This is a genomic window from Janthinobacterium sp. MP5059B, assembly GCF_001758645.1.
GTDB lineage: Bacteria > Pseudomonadota > Gammaproteobacteria > Burkholderiales > Burkholderiaceae_D > Janthinobacterium > Janthinobacterium lividum.
In genome coordinates, this window is sequence record NZ_LRHX01000009.1 from 204,877 (window position 1) to 227,518 (window position 22,642).

9 protein-coding genes are annotated in these 22,642 nt (G+C 68.0%); all 9 read right to left on the reverse strand.

The window, feature by feature from the left end:
• Positions 1-22: 22 nt before the first annotated feature.
• A complete protein-coding gene (locus tag JAB1_RS12820; protein WP_139144540.1) occupies positions 23-706 on the reverse strand; it encodes a hypothetical protein in 684 nt (227 codons plus the stop codon).
• Between the two features lie 9 nt (positions 707-715).
• Positions 716-2,425, reverse strand: a complete 1,710-nt coding sequence (locus JAB1_RS12825; protein WP_254672080.1) for a putative porin — start codon at positions 2,423-2,425, stop codon at positions 716-718.
• 66 nt (positions 2,426-2,491) lie between these two features.
• Positions 2,492-3,208 carry an energy transducer TonB gene (locus JAB1_RS12830; protein WP_254672081.1) on the reverse strand — a complete coding sequence of 239 codons (717 nt, stop codon included), beginning with the start codon at positions 3,206-3,208 and terminating at the stop codon, positions 2,492-2,494.
• Between the two features lie 10 nt (positions 3,209-3,218).
• Entirely contained in the window at positions 3,219-3,629 is a 411-nt protein-coding gene (locus JAB1_RS12835) for a biopolymer transporter ExbD (protein WP_034753784.1), read from the reverse strand.
• Between the two features lie 13 nt (positions 3,630-3,642).
• Complete coding sequence (locus tag JAB1_RS12840) at positions 3,643-5,424, reverse strand: MotA/TolQ/ExbB proton channel family protein (protein WP_070260503.1); 1,782 nt, start codon at positions 5,422-5,424, stop codon at positions 3,643-3,645.
• A 56-nt stretch (positions 5,425-5,480) separates the two neighbouring features.
• A complete protein-coding gene (locus JAB1_RS12845; protein ID WP_083299701.1) occupies positions 5,481-7,130 on the reverse strand; it encodes a ShlB/FhaC/HecB family hemolysin secretion/activation protein in 1,650 nt (549 codons plus the stop codon).
• A 147-nt stretch (positions 7,131-7,277) separates the two neighbouring features.
• Positions 7,278-20,963 carry a filamentous haemagglutinin family protein gene (locus JAB1_RS12850; RefSeq protein WP_083299702.1) on the reverse strand — a complete coding sequence of 4,562 codons (13,686 nt, stop codon included), beginning with the start codon at positions 20,961-20,963 and terminating at the stop codon, positions 7,278-7,280.
• Positions 20,964-21,143: 180 nt separating this feature from the next.
• Positions 21,144-22,091, reverse strand: coding sequence for a FecR domain-containing protein (locus JAB1_RS12855; protein ID WP_070280168.1), 948 nt, complete (start codon positions 22,089-22,091; stop codon positions 21,144-21,146).
• On the reverse strand, positions 22,084-22,641 hold the full coding sequence (locus tag JAB1_RS12860) for an RNA polymerase sigma factor (RefSeq protein WP_070260704.1): 558 nt from the start codon (positions 22,639-22,641) through the stop codon (positions 22,084-22,086). The genes JAB1_RS12855 and JAB1_RS12860 overlap by 8 nt, the downstream gene beginning before the upstream one ends.
• Position 22,642: the final 1 nt, after the last annotated feature.

The following is a 22,642-nucleotide window of genomic DNA, read 5'->3' on the forward strand; positions in this document are numbered from 1 at the left end:
TTCCATTCATTTCAAAATAAAATCATTGGGGGGCCGGCGCGGGCGCGGCCGGTGTTTCTGTTTGACGCGCATCAAAGCGGCCCTGGTATAGCTGGTCGCCGTACTGCTGCGCGATTTGCTCGAGTTTCACTCTGCTTTGCGCGGCGAACGGCTGGCGCGCCTTCATGACGTCCAGCACGTCGAGTCCTTCATACGCTTGCAGGATTTCCTGTCCGGCCGCATACAGCTGGGCATTCTTGCTTTCGCAGCGCGTCAGGGCGCCCCGCTGGGCCGTCACTTCGCCGTCGAGACGCGCACGCTCCGCTTCGATCTGCTTGCCCGTGGCGGCCAGCTGTTCGCTGGCCTGGCGGTACTGCGCCAGGCTGGCGCTTGCCTCTTGCGCGGCGGCAGCGCTGCGCTGTTGCTGCTCGCCCAGTTTTTCCCGCTGCGCGCGCTCCTGCGCCAGTTGCGACTGGCTGCGTGCCAGCTCCTTTTTCAAGCCATCGCTGGCGGGCGCGGCGGCAGCCGGCGCCGCCTTGGCGGCAGGCACGCCCTTGGCTTTGAGCAATTCCAGCTCGCCGCGCGTCTGCTGCAATTGCGCCGTGACATTGCGCAACTCGGCCCGCAAGCGCTCTTCCATGCTCTGCCCCTTCTGCGCCTGGGCCGTGCTGGCGGCCAGCAAACTCAGCAGCAGTAAAGGCAGGCGCATTTTGTTGGATATCAACATCATGGCTCCTTAAAAACGCGCGTTCAATTCGATTTGCAGGGTGTCGATCGACAGTGCCGAACCGAACACTTCGCGGCTCGACGTCCAGCGGCCGTTCAGCCAGGTATTCTTGTCGAGCGCATACGCGCCGCCCAGGTAGTAGCCGCGCGCATTCGTGCCGCCCAGGTGGAAGGTGGAATCGTTGTAGGCGTCAGGCAAGGCATCCGGTTCGATGCGCTTGTAGCCCAGCAACACGTTCCAGTCGCCGCGCGCCGCCGGGCTGGCCTTGCCCAAGGTCGCCTGCAGCATGTAGGCATTGCCGCCGCTCCTGAAATCGGCTTGCGAGACGCCGCCCGTGCCGCCGAAGTTGTTCATGATGCCGCCCTTGGCACGCGCCCACATGGCGTTCTTGTCGTAAGCCATGTTGCGCACATAATCGCCTTCGATGCGCAGGTCCGTGCCGCCGGCAACCTTGCTATCCCAGCGCGCATTCAGGTTGGCCAGGCGGAATTTCGAGGCCAGGCCCACGAATTGCGGCTGCGGCGTATTTGCCGGGTCCAGCGGGTTCAAAGCGATATTGCGCAGCAGCATCAAGCTATTGCCTTTTTGCATGCTCGATGGACGCGACCAGTCCGTGCTGCAGCCATCGGCGCCCGCGTACAGGGCGCACGGCTGCGAATACTCGCCGCTGATGTTGCGGAAGTTGTAGTAAGCCAGCGCACCGCGCAACTGATGGTCGCTATTGATCTTCCACGACGCGCCCACTTGCGCGCCCAGCAGCCACTTGTTCTCGCTGGACATTTTTGCCTGGCTGCGGCTAGGCGCATTGTCGGACGAATACTCGAGCGGAATCAGGCCCAGGGTACCGAACACGGTGACGTCCTTGCTGTCGCCGAGGGGTTGCTGCACCTTGGCGGCGATACCGTCGAAATTGAGTTCGCTGGAAAATAGTTCGTCGCCGGAGACGAACGGATTGTCGAAACGGCCCGCCGTCAGTTTCAGCCAGGAAGCGGGCTGGTAAGACAGCCAGGCCTGGTCCAGCCAGATGTTTTTCTTGCCCAGGCCGCCACCGAGGGTTTGCGTGGTGGACACGGGGCTGTCGTCATTGCCGCTGGCCAGGCGGATGCCCGCTTGCGTGCTGTCGGAAATGTCGGCCAGGATGCCCAGGCGGGCGCGAGCGCGCAGCAAGTGCTTGCGGTCTTCGCGCGTGTTCAGCAGCGCCGGCAGGGCCAGGTTGGTATTCGAATTGACGTCGTAGCCGCTGCCGCTGTTGAGCGAGCGCCAGTCGATCTCGATATTGCTGTTGGCCATGTCGTAATAGCGCGATTCGTAGCGCGCGCGCACATCGCCTTCCAGGCGGATGCGCTTGGTCCAGGCCGGCGTTTCATTCGGCGCCGCCCAGCCGCCCGCCTTCGCTTCGGCCATGACTTGGCCCTTGATCTCGTCGCGGATCTGCTCGCGCACGGTTTGCGAAATATACGGTACGCGCACGTCGCCCGCCTGTACCTGCGCCAGGGCCGCCGGTGCGGCGGCAGGGCGGGCTTGCGCCGCGGCCAGCGCTTCGCTCTGCGCCTGCGCCAGCAGCGCTTCGCCGGCATCCTTGTTCAGGGCGCCGCTCTGGATCAGGCCGCGGATCAGTTTGACCATGGTGCTGTCGGCCGGTGCCGCGGACTGGGCTTGTACTGCGCCTGCCGCCACGCTCAGGGCCAGGGCAGCCAGCGCCAGCGGAAGGCGGCGCATGCGCTGTGAGGGAGAAAATAAGGAATTCATCGCTTCTTTCGGTAAATGAGGAATTAGTTCATGCGCTTACGGGCGCCGACCTTTAATGGATACGCGGGCCGGGAAACGCAGGGATGCCGGTGGCCGCTCATCGGCGCGGAAGTCGCGCACCATGGCCAGCACTTGCTCATCCGTCTGCGCATTGCCCGTGCCTTGCACCAGCTGCACCTTCGTCGTCCTGCCTTCCGTATCGAGCCACAGGTCGACGCGGATGTCGGCAAACGCCAGCTGGCGCGTGCGCGGGTCGCGGGCAAAGGCCAGTTGCAGCGCGTTGGCCACATAGCGGCCATACGATCCCGCGCCGAGGCCGCCGCCACCGCCGCCGCCCGTCATGCCGCCGCCGCGCCCGGCCTGGATGCCGAAGGCATCGCTGCCGGCCTGCGCCGCGCCGTCGATGGTGACAGGGTCGCCCTTGTCCGGCGACGGGCTTTCCGGCGCGTCATCCATGGGCTTGTCGGCCGGCGTCGGTTCCGGCTCCGACACTTCCGGCACCACCTTGTCCGGCGTCGGTTCCGGCAGTTTTTCCGGTTCCGGCGGCGGTGGCGGCGGAGGAGGCAGCATCAGCATCGGCGGCGCCGCCACTTCGCGCTTGGTGGCCGCCGTGTCCGACAGCAAGTACCAGACCAGCGCGGCCAGCGCGCCAGCCAGCAGCACGCCGCCGGTCACGCCGCCCCAGCGGCGCCACCACTGCGCCGCGCCCGACGATTCCGAGGCGGCCATCTTCATCATGTCGTCACGCTTCACCTTGCGCTCCTCATGCCGGCTTGCCGGTCACCAGGCCCACCTGGTTCAGGTCGATGCGGCGCAGCAAGTCCAGCACTTCGACCACTTTCGCGTATTGCACGGCGGCATCGCCGCGCACGATCACGGGGAAGTCGGGCGTCAGGGCCTTTTCCGTACGCAGGCGCTCTTCCAGCTCGGGCAAGGTGACGGGATAGGCGTCGAGGAAGACCTGGCCCGCGTTGTCGATGGTGATGGCCTTGGTCTTCGGTTTTTCCAGCGCCATGGCCGAACTGGCCTTGGGCAGGTCGACCTTGATGCCGGGAATGCTGGCGTTGCTGGTCAAAATGAAGATCACCAGCACCACCAGCAGCACGTCGACGAAGGGCGTGATGTTGATGCCGCCGCTACGCTTGCGGGGGGTAAACTTGGCGGAGGTGGCCATGGTTATGCGCCCCTCACGCCTGTTGCAGCACGGGACGCATCTGGCGTCCGTCGCCCTGCTCTTCAGCCAGGCGCGTGGCGAACTCATCGACGAAAACGGCCATGTCGGCAACGATGGCGTCCGAACGCGAGGACAGCCAGTTGTAGCCGAACAGGGCGGGAATCGCCACGCCCAGGCCGGCCGCCGTACACAGCAGCGCTGCCGCCATGCCCGGCGCCACCGAGTTGATGTCCACGGCGCCGGCCATGGCCGCCACGACGAACACCAGCATGATGCCGATCACGGTGCCGAACAGGCCGACATATGGCGCGCCTTCGATGGTGGTCGAGAGCCAGATCATGCGTTTCGACATGCGCTCGCTTTCGCGCACCATCACGCCATCCATGGCGGCGCGGATGGCGCCAATCGTCGCGTTCGACACGGCGTTCAGGTCGTAGCCGCGGTCATGGCGGCGGCGCATTTCGTCGATGGCCACGTCATACAGGCGCCACAGCGAGGAATCCGTCTTCACGGAAGCGCTCAGCTTGCCGTTGCGCGCCAGGTGGTCGAGCGGCGCGCCGGCCGCTTCGTGGAACGACTGCATGAATTGCGCATTGGCGCGCGAGATGGCTCCATAGCTGCGGCCCTTGCCGATCATGATGATCCACGACAAGACCATCATCAGGCCCAGCACGCCGACGACGATCCACGCGTCGAGCGGCATGGCGGCGATGATGAAGCCGAAATGGCTTTTGCCCGCCTGCTGTTCATCGGCGCCAAACACGGCCAGGCGCGATTCGGAACCTTGCGAGACGGCGTCGGCCAGCAGCAGGGCATCGGGACGGGCCGTGCGCGACAGGCGCAGCTCGTCGATGGCGCCCGTGAAGTTGTTCAGGGTGGAGGTACCGGAGGCGACCGGCGGCGCATCGGCGCCCACCGAGGCGGCCGTCGTGAAGGCTGGCAGCGCGGTGGCCAGCGACACGGCCGGACGGCCGCCCACGTACAGGGCCACGTTGGCTTTATCGGCTTTCACGGCCAGGTGCGACCATTGCGCGGCCTGGATCGGTTGGCCCGGCTTGCTGCGCTGGCCATTCACCTGCACGAAAGGCACGCCCTGGTCCACGCCGATCAGCAATTCATTGGCGCCGTCGCGGCGGGCATACAGCACTTGCTGCGGGCCCAGGTTGTCGGGACGCACCCAGGCGGAAAAGGTGAATGGCGCGCCGGCGGCCAGCGCCAGCGAAGGCGAGGCAGGCAGCATCAGCGGTGCCGTACCCAGACGGGCGCCGGCGCCGATGACGGAACCGTCCAGCGCCGGCACGGCCGTCTGGGCATGGTTGCCGTAGGCGGTGCTGTCGCGCGAAGGCACGCCAGGCTCGGTGAAGTGGTACACCAGGCTGTAGTCGGGGTCGAAAGTGCGCTGGCCATTGCCGGAAGCGGGCGCCTTCGGATTGCCGTAGTACATCCACAGCTGCTGCGGCGTGCCCGCCGTCAGGGCCGGCACGTCGACCCAGATCAGGGCGATGCCCAGCAGCGGGTTGAACTGTTCGATCTGGTGGTTCAGCACCGTCTTGTCGTCGCCCGCCACGAAGCGCAGGTCGGCGCCGTTGTCGCTGACGCCTTCGAAGTTGAAGTTACCGGAATGCAAGCGCAGCAGCACGGGAATGCGGCCGGGATCGCCGCCCACGGCGCCCGCCTTCGGGCCGGCGTCGACGGTGACGGGTTTGCGGTAAGCCCAGTCGGGCTGCCACCAGGCATGCGCCAGGCCGGGAACGAGCGTGCCCAGGATCGTGAGCAGAAAAAGAAAACGTTGCATGACAGTGATTCTCCGAAGAAAAGTCTAAAAAAGTGCAGTGCTGGTGAGCTGGCCCGTCAGTAGCTGGCCGACAGGTTGAAATTGATGCGGCGCACGTGTTTGTGCGTGCGCGGGCCATCGCGCAGCGGGTAAGCGAAATCGATGCGGCCATTCAGGTAGCGCAGGAACTGGAAGCTGCTGCCCACGCCCACGGAGGCCAGGCCGAACAGGTCTTTCTGCTCGATCATCGGATCGCGCAAGCGCAGGCGCGCGCCATCGGCAAAGGCAAACAGGCGCCAGTTTTCCAGGCGGCTGAAGTACGTCAGCTGGGGCGTGCGCCATTCGACGGTGCCGGAAATGCCGTAGTCGCCCGTCGCTTCGGCCGACAGGTAGCCGCGCACGGAATTGGCGCCGCCGGCGGCCATCTGCTCGCCCGACACGAGCGCCGCGTCGGCCAGCTGGCCCGACATGCGCCCGTGCAGCTGCGCGCCGCTGCCCAGGGTGTAGGTGGCGTTGGCGTCGCCCTTCAGCACGAGGAAGCTGGGCGAGGCCTTGTAGCGCTTGTTGTCGTAGGCGGCGCTGTTGCTGCCGTAGCCGAACGCGGCGCGCGTGCCGGCCACCAGCGACAAGCCCAGGCCGTAGGTCGCCGCGTCCGTCTGCGCAAAGCCGTTGTAGGCCACGCTGAGCGGCACGTATTTCAAGGGAATGCTGGAACCGGCGCCATTCAGTGTCAGCGCTTCCTGGTTATCCTTGAAATCGATGCCGGCAGAAAAGCTGTGCCACCAGATGCCGCTGTTGGGCACCGTGTAATTGACTTTCATGCCCAGCGCGTGGCCCTTGCCCAGCACGCTGGTGCCACCCGTGCTGGCCACATTGCTGTTCGACTGGTAGCCGGTCGCTTCCACGCTCCAGCCTTGCGTGCCGATCGGCGCCACGTACGAGGCGGACCACACCTTGGTCTGGTTCAGGTCGCCCGGCGTACCGAAAAAGCTGATGGTGGCGCTATGCCCGAGCTGCCACAGGTTGTCGTGGCCGACCGACATGCTGCTGCGCAGCTTCTTGGTATCGGCGCTGTAGTCGTTGTTCAAGCCGATGCTGGCGCGCCACGGGCTGCTGTCGTCCACTTTCAAGTCCACGTCCATGGTGCCAGGCAGGCTGCCCTGCTTGACCAGCGGCATCACCTGGCGCTTGGGACCGCGGTTCAGGGCCGTCAGTTCCACTTGCGCCTGGGTAAAGTCCGGCACCTTACCTTCCGTCAAGGCCGGCACTTGCTGGCGCACGTCGAGCGGCGAGTTGTATTGCGCACCGACGACGCGCAAGCGCCCCACCTTCGTTTCGCTCACCTGCAGCACCACCACGCCCTGCTCCACCTGCTGCTCCGGCAAGTCCACGTAGACGGACTGGTAGCCGCGCGCTTGATAGGCAGCAACGAGGGCGTCGCGCGCCCCTTCCACGTCCTTCAGGGTGCGGCCCGGTCCCAGGAAGGGCGTCACCGCCTCTTCGATGGCACGCGCATCGAGCACGGTATTGCCGCGCACCAGATATTCCTCGATCGTCACCTGCCGTTCCGGCCCGGCCACAGGAGCGGCCACGGCAGCGGCCACCGGGACCGCATCCTGCGCGCGCGCCATGCCGGGCAGCGCCAGCATGGCCAGGCACAGCATCGTCAAGGCGGTCGCAGGCGCCGCTGGCGGCACGTCCCTGCCCTTGGTTGTCATTTCACGCATCTTCCATTCACCTTAAAATCAAACGGTTGCCCTGTGTTGCGGCGCTGGGCCGGCGTATTTTTTACTGCTAATGCTGATCTACTGATGCCTAGACAGCCGCCGCGCGCGGCGACTGTCGAATGTCATCAAATGTTCATAAAACTCCGCTCAAGGCTGCAAACCGCGCCGCTCGTTCGGCGTGAGCGCCTGCAGCTGCGGCGCCGTCAACGGCCCCGCCCCCAGCACCTGCACCACGCCGGCCGGCTGGTAGGTCGATGCCTGCGGCTCTCCCCCCTTGAGCTTGCCAACACCGGCTTCATCCGCCTGTTCATTGCCAAACCCCAGCACCTTCACCGTGAACAGCGATGGCTGCGCCTGGCGCGTGGCGGCCCGTTCGCGCTGCAGCACCTCCTGCGCCGCCGTCACGGCTTGCGAGGCGGCCGCGCTGGCATTGCTGAGCGCACCCACGTTCACGGCGGCGACGACCGGCATGCCCGTCGACTTGCCCTGCACCTGGATGTTTGCCGCATTCACCACCTGCAAGGCCGCCAGGTTGACGTTGCCCGAGACGCGGATGCCCGCCTCGCCCGCGTCGATGGTGCCCAGCGGGGCGATCAGGTCGATGTCGCCAGGCGGCACCTCCGGGATCGGATTCAGGGTGGCGATGCCGGCGCCCGTGTTCGGCGTGGTCGGCGCCAGGCTCACCATGCCGATGTCGTTGTAGACGCGGCGCTGCGGCGTAAACACCACGGTGGACTTGGAGCCGCGGCCGGCATTGATGTCGCCCTGCGCCGACCAGGCCAGGATGTTGCCGCCGAAGGTGGTGAAGATGCGGCTCTGGCCCAGCAGGATGCTGTCCCTGGCGTATATCTGGATTTCACCGGCGCCCTGGGTCAGCACGCCCGAGCCTTCGCCCGGCACGAAGCCGCCGTCGACGCCCACCAGGGTGCGCCCGCCCGGCGTCAGGATGTCGATGTTGCCGCCGAAGTCAGTGTGGATGCCGGCATCGGCCAGGTCGAACACGGGCGCGTTGTTATCACCCGCCAACACATATTGCTGGCGTGTCAGGTAGTTGACGCCCTTGCGCGGCCGCCTGGTGCTGGTGCTCTCGGCGCCGTCCGCATAGTAGGTGGCGCCACTGAACATGGTCAGGTCGCCCGCGTAGCTCACGGGTTTGCCCTGCGCGTCCTTGCTCGGGAACAAGGTGGCGATGGCCTCGCGGCCGCGCAGGTAGCTGCCTTCGCGCACGCCGCCGGCCGCCGTGTACTCGCGCCCGCCAGCCTTGAGTTCGGCGAAATACACGTTGCGCAGGAAGACACGCTGCTGCTCGGCCGGCAAGGCCGCGAAAAACTTGCGCGCATCCATGCTGGCGGCATCGAAGGTCAGCCCGGCGCCATTGCGCTGTCCGGCCCCGTAGCGGGTTTCCAGCCAGTTGACCAGGTGCAGTTGGCTCGACAGGCCATATTCGCGCTGCAGGTCGCGCTTGGCACCGCCGCTGGCGCTGGCCTGCAGAGTCTTGTCGAGCTCACTTTGGCGCGCTGCCAGGAAGGCTGGCGCGCCCGCCGCGTCGCCGCTGTAGCCAAATTGCGCGCGCAACCAGTCGGCCAGGCCCAGGCGGCCGCCATACACGGCCACCGCCTTGCCGGGCTGGTCGGCCAGCGACTTGCCTGGTTCGATCAGGTTGGCAGCGTCGAGATAGCGCGCGGCAAAGGCGTCGTAGTTGGGGCCGTTGGCTCCCACCCCGGCCGCCACCGCGATGCTGGCGCCGCTGCTGCGGTCGCCGGACGTGCCATTCGCCACCGCGCCGATACTCTTCAGCTCGGCCTTGTCGGCCATGTCAATATCGCGCCCGGCCGTCACTTCCAGCGTGCCCGGACCGCCCACGTAGAAGGTGCCGTAGCGGATATCGCGGCCGGCACGCACGACCGACACGTCGTCTGGATTGTTGTGCAGCGCCAGATTGCCGCGCGCCGAACCGACGCGAAATTTTTCCGTCGGCCGCAGCGGCAGCAGGGGATTGGCATACGCGATCTCCGAGGTCCAGCCCAGCAATCCTTCCGGCGTGGCTTCGACCAGCCCCAGCGCCGTGCCGGCGTTGACGATGTCGCGTCCGGCACGGATATCGACCGGACCGGCGCCCTCGTACCAGCTGCTGTGGCTGGCCGCGTTGCCGCCGCCGCGCGTGATGATGGAACCGGTGCGCAGGCCGATGATGTCGCCCGCCAGCGCGTAATAGCGCGCCGGCAGCTGGTTTTGCACGGCGTAGCCCGAGGCGGTGGGCGGCGTCAGCGTGAACAGCGGATAGCGCTGCGGTGTGGCACCCGCTTCGCGCGAGGCGAACAGCACACTGGGCGCCTGTGCATTCTGGTTCACGTTATGCGTGTACATGTCGCCGTATTCGGTGACGCCGGAGACGCCTGCGAAGCCCGGATTGAAAGGGCTCGGCAGCGCGGTCGGATCGGCGCCCGACGCCGTCACCGAATAAGCACCCGCGTAGATCGAATCGGCGGCCAGCAATTCCAGCTGCCCCGGCGTGCGGCGCGTGAAACGCGCATCGACCGGCGACGGCGCCAGCAGCAGGCCGGTGGCCGGCCGCGCCAGCATGTTGGAGCCGCTGTCCGTCGCGCCCTGGGCGGAGTTGCCCATATACAGGTTGCCGCTGGCGGCCACCGCGCGCAATTGCGATGGCATCACGAAACGCCCACCGCTGGACGCCTGGTTGCCGCTGGCGCGGTCATCGCTCCAGGCCGTCGATGGCGTCAGGTTGCCGCCCGCGCTGAACAGGTCGATAGCGGTCGAAGGCGTCCACAGCGAGAACCAGCTGTAGCCCTCGCCGTCTTGCGCCACGCCCTTCGCCGTGAACGGCGTGCCATTGTTGATCTGGCTGACGCGGCCGGCATCGCCCACGCCGCCCAGCACCAGGTCGCCGCGCGCGTCGATGCGCACGCCGGAGTCGCCCGGCACCACCACCGGCCCGCCGCCCGCGATGGACGAGGTGGCGGTATAGACCTGGTAGGCGCGCGATTCCTGGCTGTCGCCCTTGTCGAAGCGCAGCTCGATGCCGCCCACCGATCCCGCTTCCATGCGCAAGGCGCCGCGCAGATTGACGAAGGTGCTATTGAGGTCGCCACGCGTGCCGGAAAAACGGGTATCGGGCGTGATCTCGCCTGTCGTGTCGGCAAACGAGCGCACTTCAGCCACCGGATTGAGGCCGCCGCCAATGCGCACGTCCAGGTCGCCACCGCCGGTCAGCGTGAGCGCGGAACCGTCGGCCGATACCCGGCCGGTGCTGGCCACCGCCAGGTTCAGGCCCTGGCTGCGCATGACGAATTTGCCGCCCGGGTCGGTACGCGGCGACAGCATGCCGGCGGCCTTGCCCGCCTCGAACACCAGGTTGCCGCCGCCCAGGGTGCCGATGCCGGTAAAGCCGGTCATCACGGGCAGGGTCTCGTACAGGTAGTTCGTGCCCATGCCGCCGGCCACGTAGCTGCCAAAGTTGATCCACCAGGCGGTGGGCACGCCCTCGCCCTGGGCGACCGCGCTGCCGGTGCCCTGGCGCCACAGCCAGGTGCCGACGGCGCTGCTGTCCTGCTGCGGCCGCAAATAGCCCACGTCGTCGGGGCGACGCTCGGTGCTGTAGCCGGCGCCCACCAGGTCGCCGGTGACGTCGCCCTGCGCGCGTACCAGCACGTTGCCGCCATGCTCGGGATACCAGGCCTGGTACAGGCTTTGTGCGCCACCGTCGACATAGGGCTTGAAGGCGTCGCCATCGGGGCCGAGGATGGAACCCTTGCGATCCGCCGCCCGCGGCAGCCGGTAAGCGGCCGCCACATTGGCCGCCTGGGTGCCGGCCGTATACACGCCGTACGGCGAACTCTGGTTGAAGTTGCCGCCGGCCAGGAGGTCGAGGTCGCCCGTGCCCGTGCGCAGCACGCTGAACAGCTGCTGCCGCGCAGGCAGGGACACCGTCGGGAAGCTGCCGCCTTCGGGCAGCCATGTCACCAGATCGCCCAGGTTCATGTTATTGAGTTCCAGCAGGGCCTCGACGCCACCGAAATCGTCGACATTGATCAGGGTGCCGGGCTCGGCGCTGAAATACAGCGCCGAGTCGCCGATCCAGTAGAAATTGCCGGCCACGCCCTCGATCGGCGGCACTGCCACCGTCGGCACGCTGGGCCCCAGGACCACGCCGTAATGGTGGTCGGTCAGCAGCAGACTGCGGTTCTCGCCCACGGGGCGCAGCGCGCGGCTATCGGCCGCCTGCAGATCGGCGCCCGCCACCAGGCGCATCGACCACGACTGCGAACCGCTGGCCAGCATCGGCGCCAGCGCCCAGTTGCGGCCCTGGTTGCCATCGGCATCGGCCGGACGCAGGGCCACGGAGGCGGCGCCGCCAGGCAGCCGCACCCAGGTTTCGCTCGGCACCAGCGCGCCCTTGCGCAGCTGCAGTTCGCCGGCCAGCACCACGCCGTTGGCGGGCGTGTCAGGTTCACCGTTGCCATCGTAGTCGGGGCTGGGCGTATCCCTGACGGCGCCCACCGGGTACGGCAGCGGCACGCCGCCGGGCCAGGTCATGGCCGCCACGGACATCCCCACGGGCAGGCGGGTGCCGGCATCGAGCCGCGTGCCGCTGCCCAGCGTGACCGCCTTCGCCAGCACGGTGCCCGCCGCATACACAATATCGCCGGCGGCATTGCGCACGGCGCCGCCCAGCACCGTGCCAGCTGGCAATTCCACCTCGGCCGTCAAGGTGGCCTGCGACGGCAGCGCCGTGCCGGCCCGCAAGCTCATGGCCTTCATCGGCAAGTCGTAGTTCAAGGTGCGACCGGACTGGAAGAAGGTGTCGTCGGCCAGCGTGACCAGCTGGCCATGCGGCACGATGACGTCGGCGCCGAACGGCACGCGGCCCTTGGCCAGCATCCAGCCCTTGTCGTCCGGCGTGACCGGCAAGGCCTTGCCATCGAAGCCATCATTGATGCTGCCGAAGACGTTCAAATTGCCGCCGGCGCGCAGCACCAGCGCACCCGCTTCGCCGGAACCGGCCACGCCGGTCTGCTGCGTGTACGGATTGACGCTGGCGTAGCGGTAGCCGGACAGGTCGATGTCGCCATCGACGTGCAGGTCGCCGTCCGACGTGGCGCTGAGGATGGCCACGCCCGGACGCAGGTGGAAGGCATCCTTGTCCTTGCGCAGGCCGGATAGGCGGCCATTCATCAGCCCGTCGTTGGCCAGGGCGCCCGTCATGAACGCCACGCTGTCGTCGTGCTTGCGGTCCAGGTAAGCCTGGTTGATGACCTGGTAGGGGCGGCCGTCCGCGCCGGCGTCGGTGCCGGACGCAGCGTCGTTATACGACCAGAAACCATTGACCGTGATGGCGCGGGCGCCGTCAATGGCCAGCGGACCGGCGGCATCGATGGCGATGTCGTTGCCGGTGGCGCCGCCCACGCGCCGGGCGCTCAGTTCCAGCGTGCCCAGCGATGCGATCTGATCAGCCTTGCCGGCGGTACCGGCGCGCAAGTCCATGCGCGCGCCGGTATCGAGCACCAGGCGGCCGCTGCCGGCATCGATGTCGATCACGGCGCGGTTGGGCGCCTCGATCACCTTGCCGTAGCTGTCGACCCGCAGCACGCTGCCGTGGGCGTCGAGCAGCGCGCCGCCGGCCACGCTGACGCCGTCGCGCGCGGCCAGGCGGATGCTGCCCACCTGTTCGCCGCTGGCGTCGACCGTGCCGTTGACGGCCAGGTGGCCGCCATCCACGGAGACCGCGATTTCGCGCGCTTTCAGTTCACTGTCCAGCACCAGGTCGCCCTGCTTGAGCTGGAAGCTGCGGCTGCCGAACACGCCGCCCTTGCTGAGGCGCTGGTTCAAGCCCTTGAAATCCTCGATATGCTGGCCGCGCACGTCGAGGCCGCCCGCCGCGAACGGCACGTCGGTACCGCCCGCGTCGTAGTGGCCGCTACTGCCGCCGGCGATGCTGCCCAGCAGCGCCACGCTGCCCGCCTGCGCATCGAGCGCGGTGGCCGTCAGCTTGCCTGCGCGGTTGGAGACGGCCGAGAAATCGATGCTGGAAGCGGCCGCCTGGCGCACGTCGCCGTGGCGGCTGTCGAGCACCACCTCGCCGCCCCAGCTGTACTTGGCCACGCCGTTGAAATCGATCTTGCGGCCGGCCAGGTCGAGCCTGGCGCCATCGCCCAGCACGACGTCCTGTTCGGCGGATACGCTGAGCTTGCCACTTGGCAGCAGCACGGCCGTGTCGAGCGTCACGCTGCGCCCGTCCAGCGCCACTTCGGCGCCCAGTGCGCCGGCCAGGGTGGCCGCGTCCGGGGCCGCTGCGGCCGCCACCGATGGCTTGGCGACACGGATGTCGCCGCCCGCCTTGATCTTGTTGACGGAGCCGGCCGCGCCGGTGAGCAGCGCGGTGTTCAGCGCCAGGTTGCCGCCGCTGCGCAGATAGCCCTTGCTGGCCGTATCCCAGCCGCTTTGCGACTGGTACACCGATAACGATCCCGTATGGTTGGCGGTGATGCGCTCGCTGGCGTTGAACACGACGTCGCCAAAGCCGAGGATCAAGCGATCCATGCTGTGGATGGTGTCGGGCCGGCTGTTCGGGCCATAGCCAAACTCGACCTGGCGGGCGTCGACCTGCAGGCGCCCGCTGCCGCTGCCGGCGCCGCCAGTGGCGACCAGGCCCGGCGCGGTCGTGGCGCCGTTCCACACCAGCACATCGGTCTTGATGCGCGCCACGGCATCGCTGCCGCCGGCGCCGTAGATCGCCGGAGTGCCGATCACCAGCCGCTCCAGCGACGATTTTCCCGTACTCGCGTTGATGGTCGACAATTCGACGTTGTCATAGAAATTGATGGCGTCGCGCGCCGTCAGCGCCAGGTTTTCCAGCGCCGGCGCGCCCGCGCTGGCGTCGCCGCGCAGCAGGCGGTCGAGGATGTCCTGGTTCAGGGTCAGTCCGGCCGGCAGCGCGTCGCGCGCGGCCATGGCGGCCAGCGACGCTGCGCTGCCCACGTTGATGCCGCCCACGGCCAGCACCAGGTTGCGCGTGCCGTAGGTGGTGGCGTCGCGCAGGTTGAAGCTCTGGTCAGTGGCGGCGGCGATGGTCCCCTCGGAATACAGCGGGGTGCTGCCGCTGCACACGGCGCCCGCCGCGCAGGCGCCGATGTCGATGCGGCCCGGACCCGATCGCGGATCGATACTCACGCCGGGCGCCAGCATGTCGAGCCGGCCATTCGAGACGGCCAGCACGCTGGACGTGCCAGGCGCATACACGTAGCCGTCAGCCGAATCCCAGGCCGCCTTGCCACGGCCCAGGGTATTGATGCCGCCACCCTGCTCGATGACGATGCCGCCGGCCTTGCTATTGGTCACAAGGAACACTTCGCCAGCCTTGAGCACGGCGCCATCGCGCACCACGATGTTGTCGACGCCGCCCTGGAACTGGGCGATATTGGCTTGCTGGTTGCCGGTAACGCCGCTGTAGTTGACGGTAGGTAAACCGCCAATGCCCAGGCGCGGGGCGCCGATGGCATTCAGGGCTTCCGCCCGCACGGCGATCCCATCGAAGCCGACGGTAGGCGCGGCTGCGCTGCCGATGATTTCGTAGTTCTTGCCGGAACCGCCCAGCAGCAGCGCGCTGCCGCCGAAACCGTCCTTGCCTGGCGTGTAATTGGCCGTGCCGGCAAAGCGCAGCGCGTCGTCCGTGCCGGCCTCCGAACGCACCAGTTCGATGTGCAGCGCCTTGGCGTCGCGTTCGAGCAGCGGCCGCGGCACGCCATCGCGCACCGCCTGCGCCAGCGCGAATGCGGTATAGCTCGTTTCATTGTATTGCGAATAGCTGCGCAACACGTCGGCCGGCGTCAGCACCGCCTGCGATGGCAGCGCCGCGCGCCGGTCGGTATTGCTGGTGCCCAGCTGCACGGCGGTGGCAAACGAGCCATTGCGCATGGCCGTGGCCGACCCAACGGGCAAGCCGCCGGCGGCCAGGCCGTTCAGCTCCACCCGGAACGCGCCGGGCAGCAGCGCAAAGCTCGATGGCAGCAAGGTATACGTGCCGGCAGCCAGGCCGGGCACGCCGGCGCCGATGGTGATCTGGCGCCCCAGCGCCGGATCGCCGGCGCCATTCTCGGCCACGATGGGCGCATAGCCCGCCTGCGTGCCCGGAACAATGGCGTAGACGGGATTGGTGGCCAGGCCCGGCAGCACGAAGCCGCCTTTGCCGGACGTCTGCACCAGCGGGTTGAGGCGGGCGTCGGTCGAGCCGCCGCGGCCGGCCAGGAAGGCCGCGCCGGTCAGGGTGCCGCCGCCAGACAGGTCGAGCACGGCGCCGGCGCGCACATCGACGTGTTCGCCGGCGAGCACGACGGCCGGGTCATTGCCCACGCCCTTGTACGCGACATCGACGCCGTCCATCATGTAGCTCAGGCCATCGAGCGAGCCGCCGTACGGCATCACCAGGCCATTGGCGCTGACCGACGTCACGCTGCCAGGCAGCAGATTGGTGTGGCCCGTCACTGCGCCATTCGTATTCTGGCCCAGCGTGATTTTGCCCAGCGGCGCGCGCAGCACGCCACCCTGGTTCACCGTGCCGGCACTCAGTTCAAGCGAGCCGAACACCGAGTAGGGCAGGGCCGGCAACGGCGCGGCAGGGTCGCCGCTGCGCTCGATGGTCAGCTTGCGGGCCGGGTCGAACTCGGTGGACAGCAGCCCGAATTCGTTGATCACGTTGCGTTTGCCGACCTCCACCTTGCCGGTGGCGCCGCTCACCGGATAGATTTGCGCGCCCGCCAGGGTCAGGTTGCCGGGCGTGTACAGCGCGGCCGCCGTGCGCATGCGGATGTCGCCGCTCGAGCGCAGCGCCAGCTCGCCAAAGGCATCGCGCTTGACGACCAGGTCGTCGGCCACGTTTTGCGCGATCACGCCGTTGCTGCCGACATTGACGGCGTTGGCGAGGTCGATCAGCGCGGCATTGAGCGTCAGGCTGGCGTGGTCGTCCACGTCGGGCACGCCCAGCTTGCCGGCGCCGACGCCGCCATTGCCGGAGCCGCGCACCGGATTGGGCATCAGGTGGTCGTCGCTCTGGGTGCGGCTGGTGCCGGCCAGACGGATGTAGGGCGCCGCCAGCTTGACTTGCGCGGTGGCGGTGGCGTCGGCATGCTCGGCCAGGGCCAGTGCGCTGGCCGTCAGGCGCAGGCTCTGCCCCAGCGACAGGTCGAGGTTGCCATCAAAACTGATCAAGCCATTCGACAGCAGGGCCAGGTGGTCGAAGCCGCCGGCGGCCACGCGGTCCGCGCCCAGCCGTGCCACGCCGTAGCGCAGCGCCGGATCGCTGTCGCCCGCCTGCAGGTCGGTGGCCAGGCCGCTGTCGCCCTGGAGGCGCGACAGCACCAGCTCGCGCGGCACGCGCACCGCGTCTTCCACGCCCAGGCCCTTCAAGTCGAGTTTGCCGACGATGCCGTAGTTCGGGGCTTCGAGGTTGAGCGCCAGGGTGCCGCCGGCCGCGCCGGCGCCACCGGCGGCCGCATGCAGGCTGCCGTCGAGCAACAAGCCGCGGAAGGAACTGAGCGCAATGGTGCCGCCGTCAGCGGCCACCTGCACGCTGCCCTGGCCGGGCAGATCGAGCCGGGCGGCGGCGCCCGATGCTTCCAGGCGCGCGCCGGGGCGCACGATGACAAAGGCGTCGGCCGCCTCCACCTGGGTGGCGTCGAGTTTGTGCCTGGCACCGATCTCGATAGTGCCGCCAGCGCCCACATGGCCATACACGCCGCCCTGGGCGTCGGTGGCGGTGGCCGCGCGGCCAGCCACGTCGAGTACCGCGCGCTCGCCGATCCAGATCGACTGGGCATTGGCGCTGCCGTCCGGGCGGTTGATCTCGCCACCGGTGACTAGCGTGCCCGGCAACACGGAAATGCGGCCACCGGCCGCGCTCAATGTGCCTTCCACGGTGATCTGGCCGTTGCCGGTCAGGCTGATGCTCTTGCCGTCGTCCACGCGCAGCGTGGCGCCCTCGCCCACGACCAGCGGCGCCTTGGCGTTGCGGGTGCCGGCCGAGAGTGCGATATCGGCGCCGGCGCGTTGCTTGAGCACGCCTTTCACGGCATTTTCCTGCCACAGCGGCGCCAGCCACGGTTGCAGGACGGCGGCCGGATCGGCGCCGGTGGACAATTGGTCCGCCAGCGCCAAGTCGGCGCGTAGCACGGGCATGCTGACGTCGATGGCGGCGTTCTGCGCCACCTGCAAGCCCTGCTGGCCGTTGATGTTGTAGTGCGCAAAGCCGCGCTGGAACAGTGTGTTGTCCAGCACCAGCAGCGGCTTGACGGCCAGATCCTGCGGCGCACGGTTGCCGGCCAGCAGGCGATCGCCCGCATTCAGGGTCACGTCAAACGCGAACGCGGTACCGGCCGCCACCTTGGCGTTGAAAGCGGCCACCGGCATGCCGTTCGGGAAGGCGTTGGCCGGCACCAGGTAGCCCGAACCGAGCTTGCCGCGCACGCCCGTGAGCGTGACGCCGGCCGGCACGGTCATGCCGCTGGTGTAGCCGATGCCGTTGCTGCCGGTGACGGTGATGTATTCATAGCTGATCGAGGCCGGCGGCACCACCCAGGCGGCCGGCAGGGTGTACGGGCGCGCCGCGCTGAAGTCCGGCAAGTCCAGCAGCGGCTGGCCGGGCTGGGCCTGCGTGCTGATATAGCTGAAGTCGGTATCGAGCACGGTACCGGCCTTGATGGTGAAGGCTGCTGCCAAGGTCAGGTGCACGGGTACGGACTGGCCGGCTGGCAACACGCCATTATCTGCCAGCACGCCGCCGCCCAGCGCCACGCCGGTACCGCTGTCGATGGTCAGGGTGCCGCCGCCGTTGACGCCGTAACCACGCAGTTCGCCATCGAGCACCAGCGTCTCCGACTTGACGCCGTTGATATCGTTCTGATTCGCGCGCAAGCTGATGTCGCCGCCGCGCCCGCCTTTCAGCTTGCCGTCGGCCAGCACGGCCGCGCCCGAGGACGTGTCGATCACGCTGCCGGCCGCCAGGTTGATGCTACCGCTGCTGACCAGCGCCACCGACCCGCCGTTGACATAGGGCAAGCCGGAGGTGTTGCCCGGATCCAGCTTGAGCTGGCTCCACAGGCCGCGCGTGTCGAGCGTCACGCCGGCCGCCACATCGATGCCCACCTTTGTTCCAGCCGCTGGCGTGGCGACGGTTGTTTCGAGCCAGCCGCTGGTGGCATTGGCCTGCTTGCTGACGATGTCGCCCAGCGCAATGCTGCCGCCGCGCGCCGTCAGGCCTGCGTTGACCTTGACCTGCGGCGCATGCAGCGCGATGTCGCCGCCCGGCGTAACGTGCACGGCGGCGTCGACCTCGATGGCGCTGCCGGCGTAGGCCTTGATACCGCCCAGGTTTTGCGCGTTGAGCCAGCCGGCATCCAGGTAGGTCTTGCCGACCAGGTTTTCGGGCAGCGCGTCTTCGCGCTGGAGATTGCCGGCGCTGGCGCCGCCGCTGCCGATATGGATGGCCTGCAGCAGCGCTGCGGGATTGTCGCGCAGCTGCGCGCTGGCGGCATCGTACACGGGCGCCAGCTGGCCCAGCACCAGCTGGCCGTTGCGGGCGGCGGCCAGTTGCGACTGACGATAACTGTCGAGGCTGGCATCGCGCGCATCCTGCTGGCGCTCGCCCTGGAATACGCCCGATTCGATCGCGCCTTCCAGCACGGCCGATGTGGTTCCCACCACCACGCGGCCCGCATCGCGGCCCACGGTATAGCCGTTCTCCAGCCGTTGCTGGGCGCCGATCAGGGGATTGGCGAAATTTTCCGTCGTTTCCGCGCCCCAGCGCTGGTGGTGCGCGGCGTAGCCTTGGTAGACGCCCGTATACAGCACGTCGCCGGGCGCGGTCGACAGCCTGTACAGCTGGCCATCCTTGCCGCTGAGCCAGCTCTGGCGAATCATGCCCGTCTGGACGTCAAAAGTGCCGCCGGACACGTTGAGCAGAGAGCCGGCCTGGGTCACCAGTTCACCGCCCTGGAAAGCCACCGTGCCGCCCTGCGCCGCCCATTCGCCGATGCCATGGCCGCTGGTGTTCAGATAACCGCTCACTTCGAGCAAGCCGCCGCCCGTGTACCAGCGGTCGGTCGGATAGCCATTCGTGCCTGCCGCCACCCGCACCAGGTCGCGCCGGTCGACCCACAGGTCGGTGCTGTTGAGGGCCTTGCTGTCGCGGTTGCCGGGCGCGTCGCGCTGCTCGTTGCCCTGTGCATTGATCAGCACGTTGTTCGAAGCCATCGCCACGTTGACGCCCACGGCGCCGGAGACGTCGATGCTGGCGCCGCGCGCCACTTGCGTGCGGCGCGTGGCCAGCGCATTGACCTGGCCGCCGGTGGCCAGCGTCAGCGAACCGGTATCGAAGGCGATATCGCCGCCGGAGGCAATCTGGATCAGCGACAGGTCGCGGCGGTTGTAGGCGCCGTCGCTGGGCAGCGCCGAATCCTTGATGAGCGCGTCGCGCTGCACGTCCAGCGCGGTGGCGCCGCTGTCGTCGAGCAGCACCGTGGTGAGGCTGTCCGGCGCCAGGGTGACCAGGCCTTCGCTGCCGTCGGCCTTCAGGTGCACGGTGCCGCGTGTCGTCACGCTGGTGCTGCTGAGCAGCACGCCGGCCTGCTTCACGTCGCGGCCCGTCAGGGTGACGTCGCCGGTAAGCGCCTGCACCAGGCCGCTATTCGTCACCTTGCCGGCGCCGCTTTGCGCATTGAACTTGACGTCGACCTCGTTGCCACGCGTGCTCGAAGTCTGGTTGGCATCCGTCCCCAGGCCCTTGCGGATGACGAAGCTGTCGCCGGCGGCCAGCGTCACCTGACCGTTCGGCGCGGACAGGCTGCCGCCGTTATGCACTTCGCGCCCGGCCAGCAGCACATAGCCGCCGCCTTCCGTCACCGTCTGCGGCTTGCGCGTGCTGATCTGCGCGCCGGCCTGCACCACCACGTCGGCCGTGGCGTTGGCGTGCGTGGCCACGCTGCCGTTGAGCACCAGATCGTTGGCCAGCGTGGGCTTGAAGCCCGAGCCCTGCGTTTCGCTGTAGATGCCCTTGCGGAATTGGCTGTCGCTCATGCCCACGGCGGCGGCCACCAGACTGCGCGTGTCGACCTGGCTGCTGCCCGTAAACACGATGCCATTGCGGTTGACCAGCATCACCGTGCCGTCAGCCTTGATCTGGCCGCGGATCTGGCTGGGACGGGCCAGCGGATCGTTGACGCGGTTGAGTACGGACCAGTTCGCCAACTGGTCAAATTGCAGGGTGGTATTCTGGCCGATATTGAACGTTTCCCAGTTCAGGATCGCCTTGTCGGCCGTCTGCTTGACGGTCACCACGGTCTTGCCGTCGGCCTGCGCCTGCGTGGGGCCATTCGCGTTGAACCAGCCCGCCGTCAGGCTGTTGCTGTCGACCTTCAAGCCGCCTTCGGCCAAGCCTTCCGGCACCTTCGAGCCGGCGGCAATGGCCGCCTGGCGCGCCGCCTGCTGGGCCGCCTGCTGCACGGCGATGGCGCGTGCGGCCAGTTGCAGATTGTTCAGCGAACTTTGCAGCTGTGCATTGGCTTTTTGCTGCTGCGCCTGCTTATTGTCCGTCCCGATGATGGCCTGGCCATTCGGCAAGCGTCCCGTGGCGGCGGCCGTGCCCTGCTGCGCACCCTTGCCGGCAAACCAGGCACCGCTGAATGGCTGCTGCGCCTGCGCGCCGCCCGCCTGCAGCAGCACGGCGATGGCCAGCGCCAGCGGTTTCAATCGCACCGGGCGACCGGTCCGGTTGCCCGCCATGGCGGAGGAGGATGCGTGTTTCGTGACCGACTTGCTTCGCTGCATGGCGACATTCCCTTTTCATGTTCCGTTGCTGACCGATATCGCGAGGCGGCGCGCGGCACGCACGGGGCGGGCGGCAGGCACTGATTCGCGGCTTCCAGCAGCATTGACAGGGAACAAGGTCCGGGACTGCAAAAGGTCATGAAAATGTCATAATTGGCGAGATGCCATCGGCCTGCATCGCTAGCCAAACAGCACGATGCCGCCCGGCAGCCGCGTCACCCGCGCGCCATACGCGTCCTGGATCAGGGCGATCACATCGTCGAGGCGGTCGAGCGAAAAACTCGCTTGCACGCGCGTGTGCTTCAAGGCCTCGCCATTGAGGATCAGCTTGCCGGGACGGTAGCGGTTCACCTCGTCCACCACCTCGGCCAGCGTGCTTTGTTTAAATACCAGCAGGCGCTGGCGCCACGCGCTGACGTCGCCCTTCGCCACCGCACGCGCGATGCCGAAATGCTCGGGCCGATAACGCAGCTGCTGGCCCGCCGCCAGTTCCGCATCGTTGCCGGCCTGCGCCACGCGCAGGCGGCCCGCCAGGCAGGTCACGCACACTTCCTGGCCGAACAAGCGGATATTGAAGCGCGCGCTGCCGGCCGACACCGTGCCGTCGCCCGCCTGCACGCGCACCCTCGCCGCGCCGCGCAAGCCGGCCTGGAATTCCGCCTCGCCCGCCAGCAGTACCAGCGATGCGGCGCCATCCTGCAGCGGCGCCGCATCGAGGCGCGTCTGCGTATTCATCTGCACCAGCACACCGCCATCGAGCGCCACTTCGCGCTGCTCGCCCGTGCCGGTGGCGTAGTCGGCAGCGAGGCCCGCCACGGCCGGCCACAGGTCCGTGGGCGGGCGCAGCACCAGCAAGCCCAGTGCGGCAGCGACGGCGCCACCGAGCCAGGCGCGCCGCGCCACGTTCACGGGCGCCTGCGCCCGCTTGACGGCGCGCGCGGCCGGCGCCATGGCGCCCCACACGGCGCGCGCCTCGGCAAACGCATTGGCATGCTTGCGGCTGCGCGCGCACCAGTGGCGAAACACTTGCGCGTCGCGCTCGCTGACCTGGCCCGAGGCCAGGCGCACCACCCACGCCTGCGCTTCCTGTTCGATGACACCCATGTCGTCTTCCGCTTGTTCAGTCATGATGTTTAGACGTTTTTCCCGCCCCGGGACCGAAGCGCTGGATGAAATCGCGTCCCATGCGTTCGCAGCAATGTTCGAGTCCGGCGCGCAATTCCTTCTCCACCGTGCGGGCGGAAATGCCGAAGCGCTCGGCGATGTCGCGGTGCGGCAACTGGTCGACGCGGGCGGCGATGACGATGGCGCGCCGGCGTTTCGGCAGCTCCTGCAAGGCCCGTTCCAGTTCTTCCAGCTCGGCGCGCGCGCTGAAGGTGCGGGCCGGGTCGGCCAATTCATCGGCCATCTCGTACAGATCGTCGATATCCGGCAGGCTGAGCAGGCGCGCATTGTCGCGGCGTTGATCTTCCGCAATGTTGATGGCGATGCGCATCAGGTAGGCGGACGGGTAGCTGATCGCCTCGGGCGCATTCATCCGTTCCACCCGCAGATACGTTTCATGCAGCGCGTCATTGGCCAGGTCTTCCGAGCCCAGGCGGCGCTGCAAGTGGCGGCGAAACTGTCCGTAGCGTTCCAGGAACAGCTTGCGCAAGGTGGCTTTCAGCAAGTCCGGCATG